This is a genomic window from Rhizobium sp. X9 (genome assembly GCF_018873185.1).
Lineage (GTDB): Bacteria > Pseudomonadota > Alphaproteobacteria > Rhizobiales > Rhizobiaceae > Agrobacterium > Agrobacterium oryzihabitans.
Map to the genome: position 1 here is coordinate 1572508 of NZ_CP071312.1, position 23151 is coordinate 1595658.

Genomic DNA, 23151 nt, shown 5'->3' on the forward strand with positions numbered 1-23151 from the left:
AACAAACAGAAGGAGATCGAACATGTGGTATTTCGCCTGGCTGCTCGGCCTGCCTCTCGCCGCCATCTTCGCCGTCATGAACGCCATGTGGTATGAGCTGATGGAAGAAAACGCCAGAAAGGCGGAAGCGAAACAGGATAGATAGAGCTTTGGTGGAAAGCTCTCTTCCGTCATGCCGGACTTGATCCGGGGTGACGGAGTGCGGATGCTACTTTGCAAAATATAGAAGGGCGGCCTCCGGTTGGGATGCCGCCCTTCTGGTAAAACAGCCGTGTTTGATACGAACGGCTTCAGTGGATCGCGATGCCGCGCTTGTCCGCCTCTTCCTTGATGATGTCTTCGACCAGCACTCTCTTGAGATTAGGATTTCCCAGAAGATAGTCGTCGGCAATCTCGAAGATCGATTTCGGGTTCTCGGTCCTGTGCAGGGTGTCGAGGTCCTGACCGATCTGCTCTCGCAAGCTTGAATAGTCGTCCATCGCGGTTCTCCCGGTCACTGGTTAATGCAGAAGTTCTGCGGGAACCTTGCCGCCGTTTTCAGACAGCTTCTTGATGACAGCCTTGTGCAGCCAGATGTTCATGGTGGCTGAGTCCGACGTGTCACCGGTATAGCCGAGTTCGCCAGCCAGTTCCTTGCGGGCACTGAGGCTGCTGTCCAGATCAAGCGCCTTCAGAAGATCGACGATCGAGTGTTTCCAGTCGAGTTTCTGGCCGTTCTGCTTGACCGCAGCATCCAGAATGGAAGCCACGTCGACACTGCCGGTTGATGCCGGTGCCGCTGCTGTCGGGGCAGGTGCTGCAGGCTGAGCCGGTGCGGCCGGGCTTGCAGCGGTTGTCGGCGCTCCAGCTGGAGCGGAAGTCTGCGGTGCGGCTTCGGCCTTGCCGAAAATCGCATTCTTGATCTTGTCGAAAAAGCTCATTGTGTCCTCCCTTTATCGGCGAAATGCGCGCCCGATGGCGATGAGAATGCATGCACCGATGAAACCGGTGATGAGGTATCCAATCCAGCCTCCGAGCGAGATGCCCACGAGCCCCAGAAGAAAATTGGCGACGATGGCGCCGACAATGCCGAGGATGATGTTCATGAAAACACCCATATTGCTTTTCATGAACTGTTCGGCGAGCCAACCGGCCACGCCGCCGATGATGATTGCTGCAATCCAGCCGATTTGTGCGTCTTCCATAACAGGCCTTTCCTTTGTGAGAGAGGTCCGCAGGCATATGGACAGGCTTTTGCGCGCACTGATCCCCCCGCCTTGAATAGACCCCAGGCGGGGTAATAACGAAGGTGCTGACACTTTGTTCCGCGTGGGCGAGCCCGTCGCGTCGCTTTCATTCAGCTTTGGCTCTTAAAATCCAGCCCGATATCCAGAACCGGCGCGCTATGGGTCAGCCAGCCAACGGAGATGAGATCAACGCCGGTTGCGGCAATGGCGGCGGCGGTTTCAGGGTTGATGCGGCCGGAAGCCTCGGTAATGGCGCGGCCGGCGACGATCTCCACGGCCTCGCGCAGCTGGTCCGGCGTCATATTGTCCAGGAGAACCGCGTCGATACCTTCGCCCATCGCCTCGCGCAATTGCGCCAGCGTATCGACCTCCACCTCGACCTTGACGAGGTGCCCTACACCTTGCCGGGCGCGGCGGATGGCCTCGCGCACGCCGCCGGCCACGGCGATGTGATTATCCTTGATGAGGACTGCGTCATAAAGCGCGAAACGGTGGTTCATGCCGCCACCGGCGCGCACGGCATATTTTTCCAGCGCCCTGAGGCCGGGCGTCGTCTTGCGGGTGCAGGCAACCGAGGCCCTGGTCCCTGAAATGGCGGCAGCGATTTTCGCGGTAACGGAGGCTATGCCCGACAGATGGCCAAGGAAATTGAGAGCAGTGCGCTCCCCTGTCAAAAGACCGCGTGAGGGACCTTCGATCGTCGCGATAATATCGCCGGGAGCCACAATTGCCCCGTCCTCAACATGCCGCCTCATCAGGATTGCCGGATCGATGAGCTGGAAAGCGAGCTCTGCGGCATCGAGACCGGCGATGACGCCCGGTTCCCGTGCGGCCATGACGACGACCGAGCGATGATCGGCGGGAATGACTGAGGCGGAGGTTATGTCGCCCGCAAGCCCGAGATCTTCCAGAAGGGCGTTGCGAACGAGCGGTTCAACGATGAGGCGTGGCAAGGGGGAGAGGATCATGTCAGGCGCTCCGCGCAATGCTGGGTGAGGAAAGGTTGCTGGAGGAAAGGTCATGGGCAATGGAAATGACCTCGGACAGGCGCAGCCTGCGCCTTGTGGGGGTCACGTCCTTTTCCGGGAAATCGTTACGGAAATGGCCGCCGCGCGATTCCGTGCGCAGGGCTGCGAAGACGGCGATGGCGAGCCCGACAATGGCGGAATCGGATGCCGGGCCGTTCTGTTCGGCGAGAGGCAGCAGATCACGGATCGCGCCGGTCAAGCCGATCTCATGTCTGGCGATGCCGAGATGGCGGGAGACAATGGGTCGAACGATGGCGGGGTCCGCTGCCGAAAGAACAGGTGTCCCGAATGGCGTCACAGCCGTCCCGAGTTTTGATGCCGGCCGGTCGGCAATATCTTTCGCGGCGCGCATGCCCATCGCCGCCGCTTCCAACAGGGAGTTGCTGGCAAGTCGGTTGGCCCCGTGAAGACCCGTGCAGGCGGTTTCGCCCGCGACCCAGAGGCCTGGCACGGAACTGCGGCCGCTTCCATCCGTGGCAACGCCGCCCATGTGGTAATGCACGGCGGGGCGGACGGGAACAAGCTCGCGGGCGGGGTCTATCCCGGCCTCCCGGCAGAGCAGGTCTATCGAAGGGAAACGCGCCGAAAAACTGCTGCCGAGCGCCTGGCGTGCGTCGAGAAAGACCTTGCCGCCACGCAGGATTTCCCGCTCGATGGCGCGGGCGACAATATCGCGGGAGGCGAGTTCCGCACCGGGCACGGCCGCCATGAAACGCTCGCCATTTTCATTGAGAAGAAGGGCGCCTTCACCACGCACCGCCTCGCTGACCAGCGCCAGCGGCCGACGGGGAGAGGAAAGCGCCGTCGGGTGAAACTGGACGAACTCCATATCGGCAAGGACTGCGCCGGCGCGTGCGGCAAGCATGATGCCCTGCCCGTAATTGCCGGAGGGATTGGTCGTCGCCTCGTAAAGCCCGCCGAGCCCGCCCGTCGCAAGAATAATGTTCGTGGCCGGCAGAGCAAAGCTGCCCTTTCTCCCGGCGCAGGCAAGGCCCGTTATGGCCCCGTTTTCGGTCAGCAGCCGGCGTACTTCCGTGCCTTCCAGAACTGCGATGGACGGCGTGTTTAGAACGGCTGCTGCGAGAGCCCTCACAATGGCCGCGCCCGAACCGTCACCCTCGGCATGCAATATCCGCCGGCGGCTATGGGCCGCTTCCAGTCCGAAGACGAGCCTTCCCTCAGCATCGCGGTCGAAACGCACTCCGGCCCGCTCCAGGGCCTCGATAGTGGCAGGGGCGGACGAGACGATGTCCGCTGCCATATCCGCGTCGCAGAGGCCGTCGCCGGCGGCAAGCGTATCGGCAAGATGAAACGCTGCACTGTCGTTGGGGCCGAGGCTCGCGGCGATGCCGCCCTGCGCCCAGGCGCTGGATGTCTCTCCGCCGAGGGCGCTCCGCGTCAGAAGCAGCACAGGCTGTGGTGCAAGCGTCAGCGCCGCCATCAGGCCCGCAATGCCGCTGCCGACGATGACCGTCCTGCCCGCATATTGCGACAGCGCTTCGCTCATACCGCCAGCATCCTTTCCACCGCACGGCGGGCGGCGACTGCGATCGCCGGATCGACCGTCACCTCGTGGCGGTTTTCCTCAAGCGCTGCGCGGATATTGCCGAGCGTGATGCGCTTCATGTGCGGGCAGAGATTGCAGGGGCGGATAAATTCGACATCCGGATGATGCACGGCGACATTGTCGCTCATCGAGCATTCCGTCAAAAGCACAACCCGGGCCGGGCGCTCGCGGCTGACATAATCCGACATGACGGCGGTGGAGCCGGAAAAATCCGCAGCTTCCACAACATCGGGCGGACATTCCGGATGCGCGAGAACGGTGACGCCGGGATGGCTTTCCCGCAATTCCCTGATGTCATCGGCGGTGAAAAGCTCGTGCACCTCGCAATGTCCGCGCCAGGCAATCAGTTCGACATTGGTCTCCCGCGCCACGTTCTTCGCCAGATATTCGTCCGGCAGCATCAGCACACGCGGCACGCCGAGCGATTCCACCACCTGGCGGGCATTGCCGGACGTGCAGCATATGTCGGAAGCCGCTTTCACCGCCGCCGAAGTGTTCACATAAGTGACGACCGGAACGCCCGGATAGGCCTTGCGCAGAAGTGCGATGTCCTCGGGCGTGATGGAATCGGCGAGCGAACAGCCGGCGGCCATATCCGGAATGAGCACGGTTTTTTCCGGATTGAGCAGCTTTGCCGTCTCGGCCATGAAATGCACGCCGGCGAGAACGATCACATCCGCCTCCACTTCCATCGCCTTGCGGGCAAGGGCGAGGCTGTCGCCGACGATATCGGCAACGCCGTGGAAGATTTCCGGCGTCTGGTAGTTATGGGCGAGGATGACGGCGTTGCGCTTGCGCTTCAGCTCGAGGATAGCCTCCACATCGTCCTGAAAACCCATCCATTCGGCCTTGGGGATGACGCGGCTGACGCGGTCGTAAAGGCTTGCGGCAGAAATCTGTTCGTTCACGGCATTCTCCCATTTATACTCTATTTGAGTATATATATGGCAAAGAGATATTCTCATTGTGAGCATATGTCAATTGCGGGAGAGGGGCAGTTTGGTTCCTGAGAGGGCGCGTTCATCAAGAACGGTCTGGCGAAAGCGGAAAAGCTTTGCCGGGCGTCCGCCGGTTTCGGTCGCCATGTCGCCGGTCTCTTCCACCAGTTGTTGCTGTTCGATCAGCCGGCGGAAATTCTGCTTGTGCAGGGTCAGCCCTGCGAGCGCTTCGATCGCCCGCTGCAATTGCAACAGCGTGAAGGCATCAGCCATCAGCTCGAAAACCACCGGCCGGTATTTGATTTTGGCTCGCAGCCGGGCAATGCCGGTGGCAAGGATGCGGCGGTGATCGGCAAACATCGGCCTGCCGAAGTTGATCCGGGGCTCGCTCTGCGCTTCCTCGACCAAGCCTGCCTCATACAGCAACTCATAGCGCTGCAGGGTTAGTTCCTCGTTCCAGCCCCCACCGTCGAGACCGAAGGTGAAATCGGCCCGCAAATGGCGCCGGCTTTTGCAGGCGGGATTGGAGTCCGCCCATGCGCGCAGCCTGTCGATAATGGTGTCCAGAACCAGCGGGCGGCCCTGACGATGGTCTTCCCAGGGGAAATATTCGTACCAGCCATGCCAAAGGGGGCGCCCGTTGCCGGATGATTCCTGCTCGCGAACCAGCCCGAGATAACCAATCGAAATGGTTCTGCCGCCCGGAATGTCGTTGTTACGGTCGCGGTCGGCGAAGGTATAAAGCTGCTCGAGATAACCGACGGGGTGGTGTGTCTGTTCGTGGATCCATTCCCGCAATCCGCTCTGAAGCGTTCTGTGCCCGAATTCGAATGGGCCTGAAGGAAGGGCAAGGCCCGCCCGAACGGTCATGACCCGCGGTTCATCTCCGGTAATGGCGGTGACGACGGCAATGAGTTCGGCATGGGCAAGCCCGATGGTCACGGCGGCTCCTGTAACAGGTTGTGATTTCAACCTTCTTTGACACAGGAAGTGCGGTTCGCCAACAAGCGGGCCAAAAGTACCGCCGGTATTCGCGTAAATCCTAAAATAAAGGTCTGTCAGACGAAAGGATGATTTCTTGTGGTTAGTCGCGTATATTTCGTTATGTTATAAAAACGTTATAAGCATCCATATAATGTAGAAAGCCGATGTTGGAAGATATATCTCTAGAAGAGACGCTTATTGGCTATTATACGTGGAATATTGGGCAGAATCTGGTTTATCTGGATGCTGTGGCTGCTCGTGTCCGCGATTTTTCCTTCGATGAGGCGTCTCGCGGCCTTCCGGTGGAGGCGTTCATTGCCCAGGTAGAGATTAACGCCCGGGCGAGGGTGGCAAGAGCGGTCCATAATTCACTGACGCGTGGTGAGTTTTATGATCAGGAATACCGGATTGGTCTGAAGTCCGGCGGCTTTCGCTGGTTGCGGACGACAGGCAGGGTGATCCACGACTGTGACGGCGTTCCAATGATGGCAATGGGCACGGTGCGTGAGGTTGTCGCCCGCAAAGCCTTGCTGATGTAGTGCCGCTCTCGGTGGGACGGACTCATATTTTATTGTTTTTGATGTTTCGGTGGCATGGTCCGTCAGGTCGCAACTTTGCTGTTTCAGATCGCGCTGGCCGTGGGCCTCGGTGTTGCCGGCATCCGCATCGCCTCGCTGGTGAACGGTGAGGCCGGCTCTGCGACGGCAGGCCTTGCCGCCAATACGGAAATGTTGTGGACGACATCGCCGGTGCGGGTCGATCCCAGCCGCCAGAACTACGAACGCATCCCGACGCCACCCGATCTTTACCCCTTGAAAATGCATGCGGATCAGCGACTGCGTGTCCTTTCCAGCAGCCGCTTCACCTTCAAAGGCCAGGAATTTAGCCTCGCTGGTGTGGAGGATGTCGAGCGCAACCGGGTCTGCGCGGATTCTGAAGGCCGCCGTTATGCCTGTGGTCTGAACGCTTTCAAGGCACTGGAGAACCGGCTGCGCGGTAAATATCTGGAATGCCGGGTGGTGGAAGAGGGCGGGGTTAGCCGTTCAGTCGAATGCCGGATCAACGGGCAGGATGTGCGGGCGCTGTTGCAATAGCCAACGTGTTGGACAGACGGCGAGACGGGTGAAAATCTTCGCCTGAAGGTCTCGTATCTTGTTTGGGAGGATTTGGTGGAGCTAAGCGGGATCGAACCGCTGACCTCTTGCATGCCATGCAAGCGCTCTCCCAGCTGAGCTATAGCCCCATAAGGGTTCCGGCATTTCTTCCGGTTCCGGGAACCGAAGCGGCTGTTGTTCCGTTCGGTGGCGGCTTACTACTTCGGCTAATCGAAGAGTGCAAGCACAAAAAACAGCCCGGCTTCATTTTTTTGTCGCCGGGCTGGTTTATTCAATAAGATCAAGCTTCTTCGTCGTCGCCCGTTACGCCGATGATGCCGGACATATCGTCATCGTCGTCGTCTTCGTCGGCTTCGAGGAAGGTATCGTCATCGTCGTCGATTTCCACGTCGTCGTCGTCGCCCATATCCGGGATTTCGTCGCCGCTGTTGTCGCCATCGGCGTCTTCCAGCGATACGAGTTCGACTTCCGTGTTTTCGGCATCGACTTCCGCGACTTCTTCTTCTTCAGCCTGCTCGAGCTTTGCCTGAGCCGTGCTTTCCTCGAAGAAGGAGAGCGGCCATGACTTGCCGGTATAGGGAGAAACGACCGGGTCGCGGTTCAGATCGTAGAACTTCTTGCCGGTATCGGGGTCGGTGCGCTTGGTACCAAGTTCCGCTTTTGCCACTGTCTAAGCCTCAAATTGTCGAATGAGTTTCGGTGTGTACGCCGTAAAACCGGCATAGACGGTAAAATTTCTAGCCGGTCCCCTTAATCGTTGCGGTCTTTCGTGTCAAAGACAAACTTCGGATGTCGCCCTCCCTTGGCGCAACCTGTATGCGGGGATGCTCATAAAGATCGGGAGACATCCTGCATTCTATTGTATTAATGACGGACGCACAGGCAGAAAGCTTCATGACCTTCACGATCGCCATAGACGGGCCGGCTGCCGCTGGCAAAGGCACCTTGTCACGAAAGATTGCGGAGACCTATGGTTTCCATCATCTCGATACCGGGCTGACCTACAGAGCGACGGCCAAGGCCCTTCTTGATGCCGGCCTGCCGCTCGATGATGAAAGTGTCGCTGAAAAAGTGGCGATGGAACTCGACCTTGCCGGCCTCGACCGTTCGGTCCTTTCCCGGCACGATATTGGCGAGGCTGCGTCCAGGATTGCCGTGATGACGCCGGTGCGGCGCGCGCTCGTGAAAGCGCAGCAGCGTTTTGCCGCAAAGGAGCCGGGCACGGTTCTGGACGGCCGCGACATCGGCACGGTGGTGTGCCCGGATGCGCCGGTGAAGCTTTATGTCACGGCGTCGCCGGACGTGCGGGCGCGGCGGCGTCATGACGAAATCCTCGCCAATGGCGGGGTGGCGGATTACGATGCCATTTTCGCTGAAGTGAGGAAACGCGACGAGCGCGACATGGGCCGCGCCGACAGCCCGTTGAAACCGGCTGAAGACGCGCACTTGCTAGATACGTCGGAAATGAGTATAGAGGCGGCGTTTCAGGCCGCGCGGGCGATTATCGACGCCGCTCTGGAGAAATAGGTTTTTCGCGGAACCGCTGATTTCGGCCCGCGTTTAGTCCGGAATTGCCCGAAGACATGTCCTTGCGCCGGAAAGCCTTTTAAAAGGCGGGCATGGGTTCGGGTATCAACAACGCTAGCCCACCGGCGCTTTTGTATTCGCTTTCAAGCGGATGCAATCAGGAGATTTCATGTCAGTATCTACCCCCACGCGCGAAGATTTCGCAGCGCTTCTCGAAGAATCCTTTGCCTCTAACGATCTTGCCGAAGGCTATGTTGCCAAGGGTATCGTAACGGCAATCGAGAAGGACGTTGCCATCGTCGACGTCGGCCTCAAGGTTGAAGGCCGCGTACCGTTGAAGGAATTCGGCGCGAAGTCCAAGGACGGCACGCTGAAGGTCGGCGACGAAGTCGAAGTTTACGTCGAGCGCATCGAAAACGCACTCGGCGAAGCCGTTCTGTCGCGCGAGAAGGCTCGCCGCGAAGAAAGCTGGGTCAAGCTCGAAGCCAAGTTCGAAGCCGGCGAGCGCGTCGAAGGCGTTATCTTCAACCAGGTCAAGGGTGGTTTCACCGTCGATCTGGACGGCGCTGTTGCCTTCCTTCCGCGTTCGCAGGTCGACATCCGTCCGATCCGCGACGTTACCCCGCTGATGCACAACCCGCAGCCCTTCGAAATCCTCAAGATGGACAAGCGCCGTGGCAACATCGTTGTTTCGCGCCGCACGGTTCTCGAAGAGTCCCGTGCCGAGCAGCGTTCTGAAATCGTTCAGAACCTCGAAGAAGGCCAGGTTGTTGACGGCGTCGTCAAGAACATCACCGATTACGGTGCGTTCGTTGACCTCGGCGGCATCGACGGCCTGCTGCACGTTACCGACATGGCATGGCGTCGCGTCAACCATCCTTCGGAAATCCTCAACATTGGCCAGCAGGTCAAGGTTCAGATCATCCGCATCAACCAGGAAACCCACCGTATCTCGCTCGGCATGAAGCAGCTTGAGTCGGATCCGTGGGATGGCATCTCCGCCAAGTACCCGGTTGGCAAGAAGATCTCCGGCACGGTCACGAACATCACCGACTACGGTGCATTCGTCGAGCTGGAGCCGGGCATCGAAGGCCTGATCCACATTTCCGAAATGTCCTGGACCAAGAAGAACGTACATCCCGGCAAGATCCTGTCCACGAGCCAGGAAGTCGACGTTGTCGTTCTCGAAGTCGATCCGTCCAAGCGCCGTATCTCGCTCGGCCTCAAGCAGACGCTGGAAAACCCGTGGCAGGCATTTGCCTTCAGCCATCCGGCCGGCACTGAAGTTGAAGGCGAAGTCAAGAACAAGACCGAATTCGGCCTGTTCATTGGCCTTGAAGGCGATGTTGACGGCATGGTTCACCTGTCGGATCTCGACTGGAACCGTCCGGGCGAGCAGGTCATCGAAGAGTTCAACAAGGGTGACGTGGTCAAGGCCGTCGTTCTCGATGTTGACGTCGAGAAGGAACGCATCTCGCTCGGCATCAAGCAGCTCGGCAAGGATGCTGTCGGTGAAGCCGCAACGTCCGGCGACCTGCGCAAGAACGCAGTCGTTTCGTGCGAAGTCATCGCCGTTAACGACGGTGGCGTGGAAGTGAAGCTCGTCAACCACGAGGACATCACCTCCTTCATCCGCCGCAACGACCTCGCACGCGATCGTGACGATCAGCGTCCGGAGCGTTTCTCGGTCGGTCAGGTTTTCGACGCCCGCGTCGTCAACTTCTCCAAGAAGGACCGCAAGGTCATGCTTTCGATCAAGGCGCTGGAAATCGCTGAAGAGAAGGAAGCAGTCGCACAGTTCGGTTCGTCCGACTCGGGCGCTTCGCTCGGCGACATTCTCGGCGCGGCTCTGAAGAACCGCGGCGAATAATCGCTTCGATCCTTTGAAATGAAGAACCCGCCGGAATTTCCGGCGGGTTTTTTATTGGGTGGAATGTCCGCGTTATGGCCGAATGAGTGGCGCGGGGCTCAGAGCATGCCGCTCATCCTGAGGTAATAATTTTCCGCGCTATCGTCGGAAGCCCCCTCCTGAGGCGCTCCCGGTTCGCCGGTCTCGTCATTGGCCGCCACCCGTTCTTCGGCTTCATCCTGACTGCCGGAATTTTCACCCTCTGGGTCGCCTTCTGCCTCCTCCTCGGAAAACGGGCCGCGTCCGCGATGCGGGCTTTCCGATTCGTGGTCATCTTCCGCCGGGGGATAGGCGATGAGCGGTAGCGGCGTGCCTTCTTTTGCGAGAGCCGCAGCGATCAGCGATTGTGACGCCGATTGTTCGAGCATCGCCATTCTGGCTTCAGGATCAAATGCGGCGCGGGGCAGTGGCTGGGCTTCAGGCCGATGTGCTGCTGTCTCCGTTTCCTCGCCGGATGGGCGGGCGGCGGGTGTTGCCGAAACGGCTTTTTCGGCAGGCTGTTCTTCCAGCTGTCGCGGTGGGACGCCCGGCTGCGTGGCGGCAGGCTGCGCTGCAGCTGTTGTTTTGGCAGGAAGCTTGCCGGCGAGAGCTGCAAGCAACAGGTTTTCAATATTTTTGACATCGCCTGCAGGCTGGCCGGACGACTGGGGTAATGCCGTCCGTGCTTCTTTCTGCTCCGCCTTAGCAATGTCCCGATGGGGCAGGGCAGGACGTATTTCGGCGTTTTCCACCCGTGCCGGGTTTGCGGCACGCGCATCTGCCGGCACCTGCCCTTCCTTTGTCGCGCCACTCGTTTGCAATTGAAGCGGACGCATCGTGTTTTCGGACTTTCCATCCGGCTTTACGGTTTCGGGCGAAGCATCGGGCGCATTGGCGGGCGGGATGGGAAGATTGACGCGGAGGTCCGGCGGTGCCGTCTGCGCAGCCACAATGGCTTTGACGGCTGCGCTGTTGAGGGCAAGCGGGCCAATGAATTGAGACAGGAGCCGGCCGGTTGCTGCATTTACCGGCTGCGCTGTCGCTGTCGCATTCGGGCGGCTTTCCGCACTCTGGTTTTGGACGTTTTGCGACCCCGGCTGGGGCCGCTGTGCGGGCGTCGGATTGGCCGAATTATTTTGCTGATAGGAAGAGACGACTGCCTTTGCGGCAAGATCCATTCCCTTGTAGCGGGAAAGCTCGATCAGAAGCGCAAGGCGGGCGGCATCGGGGCCCGTCGGCTGTTTCAGGATTTCGGCAAGCATTGAAAGGCTCAACCCCTGCAGCACCTTGGCAACCTGTTGTTCCAGCGCCAGACGCTGCGGCGCGGGCAGGGCGCGAAGGGCATCGGTCAGGCGCACCACATAGTTTTGAATGGCTTCGCCGTCACGCCTCGGCAGGTTCATCAGCTTGCCGAGCGTTTCCGCCAGAACTGCGGTACTGCGGGAAAGCTGAAATTCGCTGGTGAGGGTGGCAATTGCGGCTCTGGCAAAAACATCGCCGCCATTGTCGGGAGCAGGATTGCTCGGCTGTGGCTGCACGACCTCTTTCAGCTGCCCGCGCGGTGTCGGCGTGGCTGCGGCTCCATAGGCGGCATCGGCTGCCGGAATTTTCGGTACAGGCGGTAACATGCTGCGCTCCGTTCCTATCGATGACCGCCGCTGGCTGCGAAAGGGCCAATCCCTGGCTCTCTGATCCGCATTTGGCCCGTATGTTGAAAGATTGCCGCGCCGGTGATGTACAGGTGTCATCTCGCCCGCTCATGCGGGAGCGCCGTGCGCGCCGCTGGCCCGAATGCCAGCTCTTGTCGGAGCACACAGAATCATCAAGCCGAAGCTTGACCTGCAGATATTAAGATTTGGCTAACCATGAGCATTGCGCCCCGGCGGGTTCGTCAGGGGGAGATGCCGATGAACATGCGGTAAAGCCCGTTATCATCTGAATTGACCGATGAAATGTGGTCGGGTTCACTGGTCGTCATCTCGACGGCTTCCGGCGGCATCGCGTCAAGCCAGCTCGCCTTGGGGAAGCTTCTTTCCGGGCGGGTTTCTTCAGGAGCGATGGCAGGTTCTTCTTCGGCCGGCATAATAAAATCGGCGTCATCCGGGACGAGCGGCGGGGCTGACATGGAGAGCAGCGCCTGGGCCGCGTTCGGTTCGGTATCGTGACTGGCGCTACCGAATACGCCTGATATATCGGACATGTCTGAACTCACATCATGTTTCGCTCAAGTGACTGCTGGAAACGGCAATCATGCCGCCTTTTTCTTCAGCAGTTCATAAAGGCCATTGTCGTCGATCGAGATCGGCAGAATGGTGTTTCGGGCATTCTCGACAACCGCCTGTGCATCAAGCAGTTTTTCGGCGTCGTCTTTCGCATCCGCCTGCGTGGCGGCCGCATCTGTCTTTGCAGTTTCGTCATCGTCTTCCGCCAGGGCCGTTTCCGTCGCAGGCGTTGCCGCAAGCACGGAGATCAGGGCGATTTCCGATGAAATGTCGACCGGGCCCTGTCCCTCGGCGCCTTCCGTTTTTTCATTGGCGGAAGCATCCAGGTGCTCTTTCACGACGTCCTGAAGTTTCTGCACATCTTCGAGCTTGCCCTGCGCATCGCGTGTCTGGATGTCCTTTTCCCGCTCGGCCGCAACTTCGGCATCATTGACTTCGCCAATGCGGTTTTCACCGCGCTCCGCCTGCAGTTCTTCCTTGGTTTTCGGATCGGCGACATCTTCCAGACGCTGGATGACCTTCAGGGTCTCCTGCGTCATGAAGCGGGTGCCTTTCGCCTGCTCGTTCAGTGCATCCTTGACAGCACGCGCTGCATCTCCATACGGGTTGGAGATGGCAGCGATCATCTGCTGCGCCGAAACGCCGAGTTCCTTGAGGCCCGTGGATTTTTCCAGATCATCGACGCTCTTGGGCAAGTTGGCGCGCGCCGCCATGATGGCCTTCGACATCTGCTCGCCGAAATCCTCTTCCTTGCCTGTCAGGCCGGCGCTTTTGGCGATGCGGGCGGCGAGTGCCGCCATGGGGTCCGTCTTGGCGTTGACGCCGTTGTTCAGCACGTCCACAACCTGTCCTTCCGAAACGCCGAAGGACGTCAGGGAAATCTTCGTGGCTTTTCCCAGCGGATCGGCTTTTTCGAAATTTGCGGTCAGGGTCAATGCGTCCTGGAGCCGCTGTGCGAAAGAGAAGCTCGATTCGTCGGCTTCCTGGGTGATGCCGAGGGCAGAGGAGAAACGGGAGACAAGCGAGGCGAAGGGATCCGCGTCCGGTTTCATGAAGCCAAACAGATAGGCGCTTATCTTTTCATTGGCGACACGCTGGCTTTCGTCCGGCTGCGGCTGTGTCTTGACCGCCTCGTCCTTTTTGGTGCCGTTTGCCTTTTCCTGCTCTTCGCGCTGGCGCTCCTCGATGGTTTCGACCATCGACCGCATGAGATCGCTGACTGCAATGCCCGCCGTCTGCTGTAGCGGAGTAATCATCTGGAAAGTCCCCGGCCGCCCAAAGTTGCGGCCGAGAATAGGCAGTTCTGGTAAATCAGTGCTTAAACGAAGCGGAGAAACGCTCAGCTATGGGCGAAAATATCCGTTTCTTCCCAACCGAGAAGATCGAGCTTCGCACGGGTCGGCAAAAACGCGAAACAGGCATCGGCGTGGTCGAGGCGGCCATCGCGTATGAGGCGGGCGGTCAGCTTGTCGCGCAACGCATGCAGGTGAAGCACGTCGGAGGCGGCATATTCGAGCTGCGCGGGCGACAGGGTTTCCGCTGCCCAGTCCGATGATTGCTGCGCCTTGGAAATATCGATTTCCAGCATTTCCTTCAGATTGTCCTTCAGCCCATGCCGGTCCGTATAGGTGCGGGTCAGGCGCGAGGCGATCTTGGTGCAGAAAACCGGCGTGGTCGTCACGCCGAAGGTGTGGAACAGAACGGCAATGTCGAAACGGCCATAATGAAAAATCTTCTGGCGGGCGGGATCGGCAAGCATCCGGACGAGGTTAGGAGCCTCCTTCTGGCCGGCTGCAATGCGGATGACGTCCGCCGTGCCGTCGCCGGGCGAAAGCTGGACAACGCAGAGACGGTCGCGGCGCGGCACCAGTCCCAGTGTTTCCGTATCGATTGCGATGGCGCCGGTATAACGCGCGGCATCTTCGGCGGAAATATCGCCTTCGTGGTAACGGATGGGTGCTGCCATGTCTTGCTCCAGAAATTTCCAGTTTGTCGCTCCGGCTATAACGGAAAGAAAGGCTGGACGATACCGTTTTATGGGCCGTTCCGGCGCGTCATCCCAAGCGCCCTTGGCACTTGCCTTTGCGAAAGCCCCCGGGTTAGTTTCAGGAATATCCTCTATCTTACAGATCGCATGACATTCCCGATGACAAAGAAAATCTATCTCGCCGGACCGGAGGTTTTCCTTCCGAACGCCCGTGAAATGCTCGACCTCAAGGCTGCCCTTGCGCGGGAAGCAGGCTTTGTGCCGCTATCGCCGGGTGATCTGCAAATCCCTCCGGCGGATACGAAGATCGGCCACGGTTGCAACATCAATGCCATCGACGAGCAGATGATGCTGGAAGCCGATGCGGTGATCGCCAATCTCACGCCGTTCCGCGGTGTCGCCGCCGATACGGGAACGAGTTACGAGTTGGGTTTCATGTGCGCGCTGGGCAAGCCGGTTTTCGCCTATACCAACGTCGCGGCCAATCACTTCACCCGCATCAAGGCGCATTACGGCGGCGTTGCCGCGATTGACGACACTGGCCGGTATCGCGGCCCGGACGGGTTGTCGATCGAGAATTTCGACATGGTCGACAATCTCATGCTGCATGGCGGGATCGTGCGTCGCGGCGGCGTCATCATTGTCGGCAACGCATCCGAAGAGGCGCTTTATACGGATCTGGACGCATACAAGCGCTGCCTGGCGGCGGCCGCTGAAAAATTATTGATACAGCCTGACCCTGACAGAAAAAATCTAGCGGAGACATCATCATGAGCGGTACCATCCTCATCACCGGCGCCACATCCGGTTTCGGACAGGCAACGGCACGGCGCTTCATCCAGGAGGGCTGGAAGGTCATCGGCACCGGCCGGCGGGCGGAACGGTTGGAGGCGCTGGCGCAGGAACTCGGCACCGCCTTTCACGGCGTCGCCTTCGACATCACCGACGAAGATGCGACGCAAAAGGCGCTTGCGGTTCTGCCGGAGGGTTTCCGGGACATTGACATCCTCGTCAACAATGCCGGCCTGGCACTTGGCACAGCGCCTGCGCCGCAGGTGCCGCTGAAGGACTGGCAGACCATGGTGAACACCAATATCACCGGTCTCCTGAACATCACCCACCAGCTCTTGCCGACCCTGATCGACCGCAAGGGCATTGTCGTCAACCTCTCGTCGGTGGCTGCGCACTGGCCCTATGCCGGCGGCAACGTCTATGCCGGCACCAAAGCCTTCCTGCGGCAATTCTCGCTCGGTCTTCGCTCCGACCTGCATGGAAAGGGCGTGCGTGTCACCTCCATCGAACCCGGTATGTGCGAGACGGAATTCACGCTCGTGCGCACCGGTGGCAACCAGGATGCATCGGATAATCTCTACAAGGGCGTTAATCCGATCACGGCGGACGATATCGCCAACACGATCTATTGGGTGGCCTCGCAGCCCAAGCATATCAACATCAACAGCCTCGAACTCATGCCGGTCAACCAGTCCTTTGCCGGTTTCCAGGTATACCGGGAAAGCTGATTTCTCAGGGTTTTTGCGGGAGTGCTGAAAAACCAAGCAGGATTTTCAGAGCTATGCAGAAATGCAATGCTGCATTGCGAGACTTGCTCTGTTAAAAAGCGCGGAAGTCGCTATATTCAAATCATCGAAGCGACGCACTCCTCCTCCCAGCGTCGCTAGATGTGGATCGGTGGCACTCCTCCTCCCAGTCGCCGATCAAGTTTGAAGCCTGCCGCACCTCCTCCCGCGGCAGGCTTTTTCCTTTTTTGGGCTTTCTTTTGATCTTTGTCGCCTGGCGCTCTTGCTGCGGCGATGATGATGTTCCCCCTGAATTCGCGGGGGTGTTTCCGGTTTCGCCGTCAAGGCGATGCTTGCCGGAATCGGACGCGCGTTGATCACAATTTCGTTATGTCTAGATGAATATGCACAGTTTTGTGGCGGCGCATGGTGCAGGCCCATTGCTTAGCCATCGGCCTGTGGTTAAGCATGGGCAAAAGAACGCTTGGGAGGTTGCCGACACGCTTGTGTCTGTGCGCCCGAAAGCGGCGGGGAGAGAATGGCAGACTTTAAAGAGGCGCTGAAGCGGTTTCAGCCGATCGCGGTTTCATCGATCGCTGAAGACGAACTGAGGGCGCGGTTGCGCGGCCTGCAAGCGCGAATGATCCAGCAAAATGTGAAGGCGGTCTGGCTCGATGCATCATCGTCGCTGACTTATTATACCGGCCTTTCGCTTGGGCTTTCGGAGCGCATTCATGGTGCCCTCGTGCCCGCCGAGGGTAATCCGGTCTATGTCAGCCCGACTTTCGAGGAGCCGAAGCTTCAGACCCTGATCCGCATTCCGGGTGAGGTTGCCGTCTGGGAAGAGGATGAAAATCCATTCGACCTGATGGTGAAGCGCATCGATGCTCTGGCGTGCCCCGGCCATCTTGTCGCCATCGATCCCGCCACTCCCTTTGTCTTTGCCTCGGCCCTGATGCAGCGTCTGGAAGGCCGGATCATTTCCGCCCAGCCGATGATCGTTGCCCAGCGGCAGGTCAAATCCGCAGCCGAGATCGCCATCATCCAGACAGCGATGGATGCGAGCTACGGCGTGCAGAAGGCTGTGTTCGAGGGGCTTCGTCCGGGCGTTTCCACAACAGAAGTGGCTGATTTCGTCAACGCCGCGCATATCGCGCTTGGCATGAAGCCGCTTTTTGTGGCCGTGCAGTTCGGCGAGGCGACGGCCTATCCGCATGGCGTGCCCTATGCGCAGACGCTGAACGATGGCGATATGGTGCTGGTCGATCTCGGCGCCATTCTTCACGGCTATCGTTCGGATATCACCCGCACCTATGTTTTCGGTCAGCCGACGGAACGGCAGCGTTTTCTCTGGAATGCCGAACGCGACGCTCAGGCTGCGGCCTTTGACGCGGCTAAGGTCGGCGCTGCCTGCTCGGACGTGGACAAGGCTGCGCGCGACAGCCTGAAAGCGGCTGGTTTCGGACCGGATTATCAGCTTCCCGGCCTGCCGCACCGCACCGGCCACGGGCTTGGGCTGGATATTCACGAAGAACCCTATATCGTTGCAGGAAATGCCACGGCGCTTGAGCCGGGCATGTGCTTTTCCATCGAGCCGATGCTGTGCGTTTATGGGGAATGCGGCGTCCGTCTCGAGGACATTGTATATATGACGGAGGCGGGACCGCGCTGGTTCTGCCCTCCGGAAAAGAACCTCGACCGGCTGTTCCAGCCGGTCGCCGGGTAATTGGTCGGGAGGCAAAGGACCGAACAGCGGCACGGGGCTCCCCGCGTCGCTGCTGACCAGAAGAGGTAGGCCCCCGGACGGGGCCGCAGGAACTCAGAAAAAGAGGGAAAGGACCACCAGATGAAAACGCTGACCCGCAGTTTGCTTATCGCCTCTGCGATTGCGATCACTTCCGCCGTGCCTGCCATGGCGAAGACCTTCGTTTATTGCTCCGAGGCATCGCCGGAAGGCTTCGATCCGTCGCCTTACACCGCCGGCGGCACCTTCGATGCCTCCGCGCATCCGGTCTACAACCGTCTGACCGAGTTCAAGAAGGGCACGACCGAAGTCGAGCCTGGTCTCGCCGAAAAATGGGATGTTTCGAGCGACGGTCTGGAATACACCTTCCACCTGCGCAAGGGTGTCAAGTTCCACTCCAACGACAAGTTCACGCCGAGCCGCGATTTCAACGCCGATGACGTGATCTTCAGCTACAACCGCCAGGGCGACGCAAAGAACCCGTGGAACCAGTATATCGCAGGCATCACCTACGAATATTACAACTCCATGGAAATGCCGTCGCTGATAAAGGAAATCGTCAAGGTTGACGATTACACCGTCAAGTTCGTTCTGACGCGCCCGGAAGCGCCGTTCCTCGCCAACATCGCCATGCCTTTCGCTTCGATCGTATCGAAGGAATATGCCGATACGCTCGACAAGGCCGGCACCAAGGAAGACTTCAACAACCTGCCGATCGGCACCGGTCCGTTCAAGTTCGTCGCCTATCAAAAGGACGCGGTCATCCGCTACCAGAAGAATGCCGACTACTGGGGTGACGCGCCGAAGATCGACGATCTGATCTTCGCGATCACGCCTGACGCCGCCGTTCGTCTGCAGAAGCTGAAGGCCGGCGAATGCCACCTGATGCCTTATCCGGCTCCGGCTGACCTGGCCACCATCCGCGCCGACAAGAACCTCAAGCTTGACGAGCAGCCCGGTCTGAACGTTGCCTACTTCGCCTACAACACCACCGTTGCACCTTTCGACAAGCCGGAAGTGCGCAAGGCGCTGAACATGGCGATGAACAAGCAGGCGATCATCGACGCCGTCTTCCAGGGTGCCGGCACTGTTGCCAAGAACCCGATCCCGCCGACGATGTGGTCCTACAACGACAGCATCAAGGACGATCCGTACGATCCGGAAGCCGCCAAGAAGGCTCTCGAAGCCGCTGGCGTCAAGGATCTGACGATGAAGATCTGGGCGATGCCGGTTCAGCGTCCCTACATGCCGAACGCCCGCCGCACGGCCGAGCTGATCCAGTCGGATTTCGCGAAGGTCGGCGTCAAGGCCGAGATCGTCTCCTTCGAATGGGGTGAATACCTCAAGAAGTCGACCGAAGTGAACCGCGACGGCTCCGTCATCCTCGGCTGGACCGGCGACAACGGTGACCCGGATAACTTCATGGGCGTTCTGCTCTCCTGCGCCGCAACCGGCGAAGGCGGTGCAAACCGTGCGCAATGGTGCAACAAGGAGTTCTCCGAACTGCTTTCCAAGGCGAAGCAGACCACCGACGTCGCTGAGCGCACCAAGCTTTATGAGCAGGCGCAGGTGATCTTCAAGGAACAGGCTCCGTGGGCGACGCTTGCGCATTCCACGCAGTTCGTTCCGATGTCTGCCAAGGTTTCCGGCTTCACCATGAGCCCGCTTGGCGACTTCACCTTCGAATCCGTCGATATCGCGGAGTAATCCCAAGTAACAGGACGCGCGGAAGAACCCGGTTCTTCCGCGCGTCTTTTCAGGAAAAAACCATGATCCGGTTCATTTTCGGCAAACTTCTCTATCTCGTTCCGACATTTCTCGGGATTACCATTGTCGCCTTTGCCTTCGTTCGCGTCCTGCCGGGAGATCCCGTGCTGTTGATGGCGGGTGAGCGCGGCATTTCACCCGAACGGCATGCGCAGCTTGCCGAACAGCTCGGCTTCAGCCAGCCTATCTGGCAGCAATATCTCCATTTTCTTGGGCGGCTGCTTCAGGGTGATCTCGGCAATTCGCTGGTCACCAAGAAACCCGTTCTGACTGAGTTCCTGTCGCTCTTCCCCGCGACGGTCGAGCTTGGCCTCGTCGCCATCATCATCGCCACCGTGATCGGTGTGCCGGTGGGCGTCATTGCCGCCATCCGTCGCGGCTCGTGGTTCGACCAGATTTCCATGACGACCGCGCTGGTGGGCTTCTCCATGCCGATCTTCTGGTGGGGCCTGCTGCTCATCATCATGTTCTCCGGCATCCTGCAGTGGACGCCGGTGTCGGGCCGCATCTCGCTGATGTATTTCTTCCCGTCCGTCACCGGTTTCATGCTGATTGACAGCCTGATCTCCGGGCAGAAGGGGGCCTTCGCCTCGGCTTTGTCCCATCTCATTCTGCCTTCGGTGGTGCTTGCCACCATTCCCCTTGCCGTCATCGCGCGCCAGACGCGCTCGGCAATGCTGGAGGTCCTGAGTGAAGATTATGTGCGCACAGCGCGCGCCAAGGGCATGTCGCCCTCCCGCGTCGTCGGCATCCATGCGCTTCGCAACGCCATGATCCCGGTCATCACCACCATCGGCCTGCAGATCGGCGTGCTGATGGCGGGCGCAATCCTGACCGAAACCATCTTTTCCTGGCCGGGCATCGGCAAGTGGATGATCGATTCCATCTCTCGCCGCGACTATCCGGTCGTGCAGAGCGGCCTGCTTCTGATCGCGGGTCTGGTAATGGTCGTCAACCTGCTTGTCGATCTGACCTATGGCCTCATCAATCCGAGGATCCGTCACAAATGAGCGATGTGACCACAGCTCCCGTCGTCAGGCTTTCTGACGCCGCCATCCGCCGCCGGATGATCGCCGATTTCTGGTTCTATTTCCGCCAGAACCGTGGCGCCGTCATCGGCCTTGCCGTCTTCATTCTCCTGGTCCTCATCGCGGTTTTTGCGCCCCTGATCGCGCCGCATGATCCGACCCAGCAATATCGCGATGCGCTGCTCGTTCCGCCGGTGTGGCAGGACGGGGGCCGTGCCGGCTTCTTCTTCGGCACCGATGCGGTCGGCCGCGACATGCTGTCCCGCCTGATCTATGGCGCCCAATATTCGCTGTTCATCGGTGTCGTGGTCGTCTCCATCGCGCTTGTCGGCGGTATCGTCATCGGTCTCGTCGCCGGCTTCTTCGGCGGCTGGGTCGATACCGTCATCATGCGCGTGATGGACGTCATCCTGGCGTTTCCCTCGCTGCTTCTGGCGCTTGTGCTGGTTGCAATCCTGGGGCCTGGGCTCACGAATGCCATGATAGCAATCGCCATCGTCTACCAGCCGCATTTCGCGCGTCTGACGCGTGCGGCTGTCATGAGCGAGTTGCGCCGTGAATATGTCACGGCCGCCCGTGTGGCGGGTGCCGGCAATTTCCGGCTGATGTTCAAGACCATCCTGCCGAACTGCCTTGCGCCCTTGATCGTGCAGGCGACGCTTTCCTTCTCGTCCGCCGTTCTTGATGCGGCGGCTCTCGGCTTCCTCGGCATGGGCGCGCAGCCGCCCGCCTCCGAATGGGGCACGATGCTGGCCGAGGCCCGCGAGTTCATCCTGCGCGCCTGGTGGGTCGTTACCCTTCCGGGTCTCACGATCCTCGTATCCGTGCTCGCCATCAACCTGATGGGCGACGGGCTGCGTGATGCGCTCGATCCCAAACTGAAGCGGAGCTGACCGATGAGCCTGCTGAAAATCAAGAACCTCACCGTCAAGTTCGCCACCGCCACCGGGGCCTTCACCGCCGTTAACGGCATCGATGTCTCCGTGGACAAGCACGAAGTGCTGGCCATCGTCGGGGAGTCCGGTTCGGGCAAGTCGGTATCCATGCTCGCCGTGATGGGGCTTCTGCCCGATACGGCGACAATCACCGCCGACGAGATGACCTTCGACGGCACGAACCTGCTGGCGATGACGCCGCAGGAGCGTCGCAAGCTGATCGGCCGCGAGATCACCATGATCTTTCAAGAGCCGGTCGCGTCGCTCAACCCGTCGTTTACGGTCGGTTTCCAGATCGAGGAGGTGCTGCGCCTCAATCTCGGCATGGGCCGGTCCGCCGCGCGTGCGCGGGCGCTCGAACTGTTCCGGGCCGTCGGTATTCCCGATCCGGAGACCAAGCTTAACGCCTATCCGCACCAGATGTCCGGCGGTCAATGCCAGCGTGTTATGATCGCGATCGCAATCGCCTCCAAACCGCGTCTGCTGATCGCCGACGAGCCGACGACCGCGCTCGACGTGACGATCCAGAAGCAGATCCTCGATCTGTTGATGACCCTGCAGGAAGAATACGGCATGGCGCTCATCCTCATCACCCATGACATGGGTGTTGTGGCGGAAACCGCAGACCGCGTCGTGGTGCAATATAAGGGCCGCAAGATGGAGGAGGCGGATGTCTTAAGCCTCTTCGAAGCCCCGCAGCATCCCTATACCAAGGCATTGCTTTCGGCCCTGCCGGAAAATGCGACCGGTGACCGCCTGCCCACGGTTTCCGATTTCTTCGGCAAGGAGGGCGTTCAATGAGCATCGTTGTCGAAGGCAAGGGCGTTACCCGCCATTATCACGTTCCGGGCGGCCTGTTCGGCGGCGCCAAGACGGTTCAGGCGCTGAAGGGCATCGATTTCGCTGTCGAGCGCGGCAAGACGCTCGCCATCGTCGGGGAATCCGGTTCGGGCAAGTCAACGCTTGCGCGCATCATCGCGCTGATCGATCCGGCATCCGGCGGCGAGCTGAAGATCGACGGCCAGCCGGTCGATATCGCCAAGCGTCGTCCCGGCACCGACATGCGCTCCAAGGTGCAGATGGTGTTCCAGAACCCCTATGGCAGCCTCAATCCGCGCCAGAAGGTGGGCGACGTGCTGATGGAACCGCTTGTCATCAATACAAAGATGCCGGCTTCCGAGCGTCGCGAGCGGGCTGAAGCCATGCTGGTGAAGGTGGGCCTTGGGCCGGAACACTTCAACCGCTATCCGCATATGTTCTCGGGCGGCCAGCGCCAGCGCATCGCCATTGCACGGGCGTTGATGCTCAATCCGGCACTTCTGGTGCTGGACGAACCGGTCTCGGCGCTCGATCTGTCGGTACAGGCGCAGGTGCTGAACCTGCTCAGGGATCTGCAGGAAGAGTTCGAACTCACCTACGTCTTCGTCAGCCACGATCTTTCCGTGGTCCGTTATATCGCCGATGACGTGATGGTCATCTCGAAGGGCGAGGCCGTGGAGCAGGGAACGCGCGAGGAACTGTTTGCCGATCCCAAACACGCCTATACGCGCCAGCTTTTTGCAGCCACGCCGATCACGGATGTCGACGCCATCCGCGCCCGCGTGGAACGCCGCAAGGCGGCACGGCAGGCTGCGACGGCTTGAGTGATTTTTACCGGTGAGTAAAGTTGAGCAGGCCG

The 23151-nt window shown here is 59.7% G+C and carries 25 protein-coding genes and 1 tRNA gene; 13 read left to right on the forward strand and 13 right to left on the reverse strand.

Annotated features, from left to right (window positions below; all coding sequences use genetic code 11):
- Nucleotides 1-22 precede the first annotated feature (22 nt).
- Nucleotides 23-145 (forward strand): cytochrome bd-I oxidase subunit CydX, encoded by a 123-nt coding sequence (gene cydX, locus JZY08_RS22115; RefSeq protein ID WP_082185099.1) that lies wholly within the window; start codon nt 23-25, stop codon nt 143-145.
- Nucleotides 146-290: 145 nt separating this feature from the next.
- Here the strand turns inward: cydX and JZY08_RS22120 are convergent, their stop codons facing one another.
- The 7 genes from JZY08_RS22120 to JZY08_RS22150 all read right to left on the reverse strand — a co-directional run bounded on the left by JZY08_RS22120 (nt 291) and on the right by JZY08_RS22150 (nt 5701).
- A complete protein-coding gene (locus tag JZY08_RS22120) occupies nt 291-479 on the reverse strand; it encodes a hypothetical protein (protein ID WP_216331717.1) in 189 nt (62 codons plus the stop codon).
- 21 nt (nt 480-500) lie between these two features.
- Nucleotides 501-920 carry a DUF3597 domain-containing protein gene (locus JZY08_RS22125; RefSeq protein ID WP_003498408.1) on the reverse strand — a complete coding sequence of 140 codons (420 nt, stop codon included), beginning with the start codon at nt 918-920 and terminating at the stop codon, nt 501-503.
- Nucleotides 921-932: 12 nt separating this feature from the next.
- On the reverse strand, nt 933-1184 hold the full coding sequence (locus tag JZY08_RS22130; protein WP_003498410.1) for a GlsB/YeaQ/YmgE family stress response membrane protein: 252 nt from the start codon (nt 1182-1184) through the stop codon (nt 933-935).
- 152 nt (nt 1185-1336) lie between these two features.
- Nucleotides 1337-2194, reverse strand: a complete 858-nt coding sequence (gene nadC / locus JZY08_RS22135) for a carboxylating nicotinate-nucleotide diphosphorylase (RefSeq protein ID WP_216331718.1) — start codon at nt 2192-2194, stop codon at nt 1337-1339.
- A 1-nt stretch (nt 2195) separates the two neighbouring features.
- Complete coding sequence (locus tag JZY08_RS22140) at nt 2196-3761, reverse strand: L-aspartate oxidase (protein WP_216331719.1); 1566 nt, start codon at nt 3759-3761, stop codon at nt 2196-2198.
- The gene (gene nadA / locus JZY08_RS22145) at nt 3758-4729 is read right to left on the reverse strand and encodes a quinolinate synthase NadA (RefSeq protein ID WP_216331720.1); all 972 of its coding nucleotides are present in this window, start codon (nt 4727-4729) and stop codon (nt 3758-3760) included. Before nadA ends, JZY08_RS22140 begins: the two co-directional genes overlap by 4 nt.
- A 69-nt stretch (nt 4730-4798) precedes the next feature.
- The gene (locus JZY08_RS22150) at nt 4799-5701 is read right to left on the reverse strand and encodes a hypothetical protein (RefSeq protein ID WP_216331721.1); all 903 of its coding nucleotides are present in this window, start codon (nt 5699-5701) and stop codon (nt 4799-4801) included.
- 206 nt (nt 5702-5907) lie between these two features.
- Between JZY08_RS22150 and JZY08_RS22155 the strand changes: the two genes are divergently transcribed.
- The gene (locus JZY08_RS22155; RefSeq protein ID WP_035243008.1) at nt 5908-6282 is read left to right on the forward strand and encodes a PAS domain-containing protein; all 375 of its coding nucleotides are present in this window, start codon (nt 5908-5910) and stop codon (nt 6280-6282) included.
- Between the two features lie 54 nt (nt 6283-6336).
- Nucleotides 6337-6837 carry a thermonuclease family protein gene (locus tag JZY08_RS22160; RefSeq protein WP_216331722.1) on the forward strand — a complete coding sequence of 167 codons (501 nt, stop codon included), beginning with the start codon at nt 6337-6339 and terminating at the stop codon, nt 6835-6837.
- A 73-nt stretch (nt 6838-6910) separates the two neighbouring features.
- Here the strand turns inward: JZY08_RS22160 and JZY08_RS22165 are convergent.
- Together JZY08_RS22165 and JZY08_RS22170 are read right to left on the reverse strand one after the other, a co-directional pair.
- Nucleotides 6911-6986 (reverse strand) — tRNA-Ala (locus JZY08_RS22165).
- A 152-nt stretch (nt 6987-7138) separates the two neighbouring features.
- A complete protein-coding gene (locus JZY08_RS22170; protein ID WP_003498422.1) occupies nt 7139-7525 on the reverse strand; it encodes a TIGR02300 family protein in 387 nt (128 codons plus the stop codon).
- A gap of 200 nt (nt 7526-7725) precedes the next feature.
- On the opposite strand from JZY08_RS22170, the gene cmk reads away from it, so the two are divergent.
- Entirely contained in the window at nt 7726-8385 is a 660-nt protein-coding gene (gene cmk / locus JZY08_RS22175) for a (d)CMP kinase (protein ID WP_216331723.1), read from the forward strand.
- A 169-nt stretch (nt 8386-8554) separates the two neighbouring features.
- On the forward strand, nt 8555-10255 hold the full coding sequence (gene rpsA / locus JZY08_RS22180) for a 30S ribosomal protein S1 (protein ID WP_035243010.1): 1701 nt from the start codon (nt 8555-8557) through the stop codon (nt 10253-10255).
- Nucleotides 10256-10353: 98 nt separating this feature from the next.
- Here the strand turns inward: rpsA and JZY08_RS22185 are convergent, their stop codons facing one another.
- The 4 genes from JZY08_RS22185 to JZY08_RS22200 all read right to left on the reverse strand — a co-directional run bounded on the left by JZY08_RS22185 (nt 10354) and on the right by JZY08_RS22200 (nt 14461).
- Nucleotides 10354-11901: a hypothetical protein gene (locus JZY08_RS22185; RefSeq protein WP_216331724.1), complete on the reverse strand. Its 1548-nt coding sequence runs from the start codon at nt 11899-11901 to the stop codon at nt 10354-10356.
- A 263-nt stretch (nt 11902-12164) separates the two neighbouring features.
- Nucleotides 12165-12473, reverse strand: coding sequence for a hypothetical protein (locus JZY08_RS22190; protein WP_216331725.1), 309 nt, complete (start codon nt 12471-12473; stop codon nt 12165-12167).
- A gap of 48 nt (nt 12474-12521) precedes the next feature.
- Entirely contained in the window at nt 12522-13751 is a 1230-nt protein-coding gene (locus tag JZY08_RS22195) for a hypothetical protein (RefSeq protein ID WP_216331726.1), read from the reverse strand.
- An 83-nt stretch (nt 13752-13834) separates the two neighbouring features.
- A complete protein-coding gene (locus JZY08_RS22200; RefSeq protein ID WP_082185088.1) occupies nt 13835-14461 on the reverse strand; it encodes a ribonuclease D in 627 nt (208 codons plus the stop codon).
- A gap of 180 nt (nt 14462-14641) precedes the next feature.
- Between JZY08_RS22200 and JZY08_RS22205 the strand changes: the two genes are divergently transcribed.
- The 8 genes from JZY08_RS22205 to JZY08_RS22240 all read left to right on the forward strand — a co-directional run bounded on the left by JZY08_RS22205 (nt 14642) and on the right by JZY08_RS22240 (nt 23116).
- Nucleotides 14642-15256: a nucleoside 2-deoxyribosyltransferase gene (locus JZY08_RS22205; RefSeq protein ID WP_216331727.1), complete on the forward strand. Its 615-nt coding sequence runs from the start codon at nt 14642-14644 to the stop codon at nt 15254-15256.
- Complete coding sequence (locus JZY08_RS22210) at nt 15253-16002, forward strand: SDR family oxidoreductase (RefSeq protein WP_216331728.1); 750 nt, start codon at nt 15253-15255, stop codon at nt 16000-16002. The genes JZY08_RS22205 and JZY08_RS22210 overlap by 4 nt, the downstream gene beginning before the upstream one ends.
- A gap of 535 nt (nt 16003-16537) precedes the next feature.
- The gene (locus JZY08_RS22215; RefSeq protein WP_216331729.1) at nt 16538-17725 is read left to right on the forward strand and encodes a Xaa-Pro peptidase family protein; all 1188 of its coding nucleotides are present in this window, start codon (nt 16538-16540) and stop codon (nt 17723-17725) included.
- Between the two features lie 120 nt (nt 17726-17845).
- On the forward strand, nt 17846-19450 hold the full coding sequence (locus JZY08_RS22220) for an ABC transporter substrate-binding protein (RefSeq protein ID WP_003498441.1): 1605 nt from the start codon (nt 17846-17848) through the stop codon (nt 19448-19450).
- Between the two features lie 62 nt (nt 19451-19512).
- Entirely contained in the window at nt 19513-20520 is a 1008-nt protein-coding gene (locus JZY08_RS22225) for an ABC transporter permease subunit (protein WP_003498442.1), read from the forward strand.
- Complete coding sequence (locus JZY08_RS22230) at nt 20517-21431, forward strand: ABC transporter permease subunit (RefSeq protein WP_003498443.1); 915 nt, start codon at nt 20517-20519, stop codon at nt 21429-21431. The genes JZY08_RS22225 and JZY08_RS22230 overlap by 4 nt, the downstream gene beginning before the upstream one ends.
- Before the next feature lie 3 nt (nt 21432-21434).
- Complete coding sequence (locus tag JZY08_RS22235; protein WP_082185084.1) at nt 21435-22274, forward strand: ABC transporter ATP-binding protein; 840 nt, start codon at nt 21435-21437, stop codon at nt 22272-22274.
- On the forward strand, nt 22271-23116 hold the full coding sequence (locus JZY08_RS22240; RefSeq protein ID WP_216331730.1) for an ATP-binding cassette domain-containing protein: 846 nt from the start codon (nt 22271-22273) through the stop codon (nt 23114-23116). The genes JZY08_RS22235 and JZY08_RS22240 overlap by 4 nt, the downstream gene beginning before the upstream one ends.
- The last annotated feature ends 35 nt before the right edge of the window (nt 23117-23151 follow it).